Origin of the sequence: Roseateles sp. (assembly GCF_039929605.1) — a bacterium.
Lineage (GTDB): Bacteria > Pseudomonadota > Gammaproteobacteria > Burkholderiales > Burkholderiaceae_C > Pelomonas.
Window position 1 is genome coordinate 1 of the sequence record NZ_JBDSQX010000024.1, and the last position, 3,924, is coordinate 3,924.

Annotated in this window: 5 protein-coding genes; 1 reads left to right on the forward strand and 4 read right to left on the reverse strand. The window is 68.6% G+C overall.

Translation table 11 applies throughout. The features are described from left to right. The 4 genes from ABIS05_RS03975 to ABIS05_RS03990 all read right to left on the reverse strand — a co-directional run. On the reverse strand, window positions 1-211 hold a 211-nt coding region (locus ABIS05_RS03975), incomplete at its 3' end, for a hypothetical protein (RefSeq protein ID WP_348013140.1). 9 nt (window positions 212-220) lie between these two features. After that, window positions 221-1,396, reverse strand: coding sequence for an ATP-binding protein (locus ABIS05_RS03980; RefSeq protein WP_348013141.1), 1,176 nt, complete (start codon window positions 1,394-1,396; stop codon window positions 221-223). After that, a complete protein-coding gene (locus tag ABIS05_RS03985) occupies window positions 1,390-2,094 on the reverse strand; it encodes a response regulator transcription factor (RefSeq protein WP_348013142.1) in 705 nt (234 codons plus the stop codon). The genes ABIS05_RS03980 and ABIS05_RS03985 overlap by 7 nt, the downstream gene beginning before the upstream one ends. Window positions 2,095-2,179: 85 nt before the next feature. After that, window positions 2,180-3,070: an intradiol ring-cleavage dioxygenase gene (locus ABIS05_RS03990; protein WP_348013143.1), complete on the reverse strand. Its 891-nt coding sequence runs from the start codon at window positions 3,068-3,070 to the stop codon at window positions 2,180-2,182. Window positions 3,071-3,781: 711 nt separating this feature from the next. On the opposite strand from ABIS05_RS03990, the gene ABIS05_RS03995 reads away from it, so the two are divergent. Next, window positions 3,782-3,924: ATP-binding cassette domain-containing protein (locus ABIS05_RS03995; RefSeq protein ID WP_348013144.1), on the forward strand; the 143-nt coding region annotated here is incomplete at its 3' end.

Consider the following 3,924-nt stretch of genomic DNA (forward strand, 5'->3'; position numbering starts at 1 on the left):
GCGTCAAGGCGCGATCCAGTGCCAAGCCCGCCACCCCGCTGGCGTGCGGATTCAGGGCCTCTTCTTTGGTGACTTTCTTCTGGCCCCGCAGAAGAAAACCGAAGGTTTCGGCGAAGCCAAAGTTACCCCGCCGCCGGGCGGGACTCCCGGCAATGCAGCGAGCAGACACGCTCCCCGCTAAAGCAATCAAAACCCGCAAAACCAACACCAACACTCAAACCTAAAACACCACCTCCGCCCGCAACCCACCCTCCACCCGATTGCTCAACACCAGCACCGCCCCCTGCCGCCGCACGAGTTGCTGCGCGATGTACAGCCCCAGCCCCGTGCCGCCCGTCGAGCGATTGCGCGACTCCTCGACACGCCGGAACGGCTGGCGCACGCGCTCCAGTTCGGCCTCGGGAATGCCGGGGCCGTCGTCCTCCACCACCAGCCGCGTCACACCGGCCGACAAGTCGACGCGGACGCGCGCGCTGCCGGCATAGCGCAAGGCATTGCCCACCAGGTTGTCCACCACACGGCGCAATGCCACCGGGTCGGCGGTGATGACGGCGGGCGGGCCCTCGAAGTTGACGTTGCTACCCATCTCCGCCAGATCGTCCACCGCTGACTGCGCCAACGCAGACAAATCGACGCGCTGCGGCTTGACCGTTTCGCCCGGGCGGAAAACCTCGATGACGCTCTCCACCAGCCGGTTCATCTCGCGGATGTCGTCCACGCAGCGCTCGCGCACGCCGGCCTCGACCTCGCCCGTCTCCAGCCGCAGCCGCATGCGCGTCAGCGGCGTGCGCAGGTCATGCGAGATAGCCGCGATCATCAGGCCGCGCTCCTCGAACTGGCCGCTCAGCTCGGCCGCCATGCGGTTGAACACCGTCGCCGCCTCGCGCACCTCGCGTGTGCCGTCGTCCTCGCTCAGCACGGGCGCAGGCCGCCCCTGGGCCAGCGCGGGCGTCAGCTGCCGGGCCGCGCGCACCAGCCGACGCACCGGGCCGGCCAGCCAACGCGAACCCCACCAGGCGGCCAGCGCAATGACGAACAGGCGCACGCCATAGTCGATGAGACTGGCGCGCCAGGGCAGGTCGGGCGGCAGGGACGGGAAGGTCGGCATGCGCCTGGGCATGGCCGTGCCGGGTCCGCCCGGGACATCTACAGATTGGCGCATCGGCGGCGGGCCTGCCGAGTCGACGTCGCCGTGGGGCGGCGCGCCAGGGCCGAAGCCACCTTGGTCATGCATGGGCGGCGGGCCCGGCCGGGCGGCGCCTGGGCCGTGCATGGTCTGTAACACCAGGCTCCAGGCCGCCAGGTGGCTGAGCGCCAGTGCGGCCCACATCAGCAAGAAAAGGCGCAGGCCCAGCCCGTCCCAATCCTTGAGCCGGAAGTTGAGGCGCTTCAGCATGAGCTCACCTCGGCGTCGAACAGATAGCCCTCGCCGCGCACGGTGCGGATGATGCTGGGTTCGCGCGCGGTGTCGCCAAGCTTGGCGCGCAGGCGTGAGACGGCGAGGTCGATGCTGCGGTCGTTGACGTCGACGCCGGGCGCGCGGGTCAGCTCGATGAGCTGGTCACGATTGAGCACGCGGCCCGGGCGCTGCACGAAGGCGCCGAGCAGGCGGAACTCGGCGCTGGACAGCGCGATGCCCACGTCGTCGGGGCTGATCAGCTGGCGCGTCAGGCGGTCGAAACGCCAGCGGCCAAAGCGCAGCAGGCGCGTGTCTTCCTGTAGCGCGCTTCCCTTGCTTGAGCGCCGCAGCAGCGCCTGCAGGCGCGCCACCAACTCGCGCGGCTCGAAGGGCTTGGCCAGGTAGTCGTCCGCGCCCAGCTCCAGGCCGACGACGCGGCTCATGGTGTCGCCACGCGCCGTCAGCATCAGCACCGGCGGCGCGTCGGCCTGGGTGCCAAGCCAGCGCAGCAGCGACAGGCCGTCTTCGTCGGGCAGCATCAGGTCGAGCACGATGACATCGGGCCTGGCCTGCGCCAGCACCTGCCGCATCGCCCGGCCGTCCGCCGCCGCGCTCACCTGCCAGCCAAAGCCCTGCAGATAAGTCGTCAGGCTGGTGCGGATCTCGGCGTCGTCGTCGACGACCAGGCAACGCATCGTCAGCCCCTCGCGCGGCGAATACGCCGAGCGATTCCCTGAGGGGATGCGGCTCGGCTTGGGGCGGCCCGGCGCTCGATCCCATTCATACTGAAATGCCGACCCTCAATGTCGCAACGTAGCCGGCGGCAACGGAGCCGGTGACGGTGGTGAGCTGCGTGGAATACCCGTCGCTGAAGATGCCGTCGCTGCTCAGGCTGATGGCGTTGTTGTTGGCCGCGCTGCTGCCATAGCCGCTGGTGGCGTAGACGGCGGTATTCGCGTCCGACGGGAAGCACAGCTGCGAGGTGCGCAGCTTGTTGCTCCAGTTGGTGGCCGTCGTCGTGCTGCGGTAGACCTCGAAGTGGATGTGCGGCACGCGGCCGGCGTAGCAGCCGGGGTAGATGGTCTGGAACACGGCGGTGCCGTCGGTGCCCGTGGCCTGCACGCCGCGCAGGTAGTTCTCGCCGGTCACGCCGCTGGAGTACATGGAGTAGCGGCCTTGCGCGTCGCAATGCCAGAGGTAGACGGCATAACCCGACAGGTCGGCGCAGGAGGCATTGGTGTTCACGAGCTCGATGATGACCTGAAGCGGCACGCCCGAGGCGATGCCGCTGGCACCGGCGATGCTGGAGCGGATGTCGCTGCGCACGACGCCGGACAGGGCCAGCACGTTGGCCACGCTGCCGTTGGCGCTGTTGGAGCCATCGCCCGGGAAGGGGCCGTCGGTCTCGGACGGGATGACGGAGCAGCCCGTGGTGGTCGTGGTGGTGCCACCCGAGGAGCTGCTGCCGGAGGAGCCCGAGGCGGAGGAGCTGCTGCCGCCCCCACCACAGCCCGCCAGCGCCATCGCGCCGGCGCCGCCGAGAGACAGGGCGCCCGCGCCCATCAGCCAGCGCAGTGCGGCGCGGCGTTCGACGGCCTGTTGCTGCAAGCGGCTCAGGTCGTGGGCCAGGCCCAGGTCGTGGTCATGCTTGGGGTCGTGATCGTGGGGCATTGCGTCGGTCCTCTGGATGTCGGATGGAGGCATTGCATCGCCGCGATGTATCGGGCGGATCGGCAGATTGTGTCGGGGTGGAAATACGGCGGTGGTTGCTTTAGCGATGTGCGCGTCTGCTCGCTGCATTGCCGGGAGTCCCGCCCGGCGGCGGGGTAACTTTCTTCTGCGGGGCCAGAAGAAAGCCCACCAAAGAAGAGGCCCTGAACCGCACTCGAGTGCCACGACGCCACCCACGGCGCGCGAAAACTCCCGATGGCACGGCGCCCACACGCGACCCGCTTCGCTCTCGCTGCTGTCCTTGTCACCAGCACCATCCATCGCACCGCCTGCCCGCTTAACGCGCGGCTGCACGCCGTGCTCACGAGAACAACCGAAGACAGCGTCGCTCGGGCGACGCGGCAGTTTGGTATTCCTTGATGAGCCCGGCGTGCAGCCGGCGTTAACCGGCGTGAAGGGGCGATGGCTGGTGCTCGTCATAGGGACAGCAGCGAGAGCGCAGCGGGTCGCGTCTGGGCGCAATGACAACGGTCGTTTTCGCGCGCTACTCGTGGCGTCACGGTACTCGTGTGCGGTTCAGCGCCTCTTCTTTGGTGACTTTCTTCTGGCGCCGCAGAAGAAAGTTACCCGCCCGCCGGGGCGGACTCCCGGCGCGATGCACCGAGCAGAAAGGCTCGTCGCAAAAGCAAGCCCGACGAGAAGGGAACAGCCATGACATCACCCCCACCCCTCCTCAACGTCAACGGCATCGAAGTCATCTACAACCACGTCATCCTCGTCCTCAAGGGCGTGTCGCTGCAGGTGCCCGAAGGCAAGGTCGTCGCCCTGCTGGGCGGCAACGGCGCCGGCAAGAC

What these genes read in the sequence shown, in the direction of transcription:
- ABIS05_RS03985 (WP_348013142.1), bottom strand. Translation starts at nt 2,094, where the DNA reads ATGCGTTGCCTGGTCGTCGACGACGACGCCGAGATCCGCACCAGCCTG.
- ABIS05_RS03980 (WP_348013141.1), bottom strand. Translation starts at nt 1,396, where the DNA reads ATGCTGAAGCGCCTCAACTTCCGGCTCAAGGATTGGGACGGGCTGGGC.
- ABIS05_RS03990 (WP_348013143.1), bottom strand. Translation starts at nt 3,070, where the DNA reads ATGCCCCACGATCACGACCCCAAGCATGACCACGACCTGGGCCTGGCC.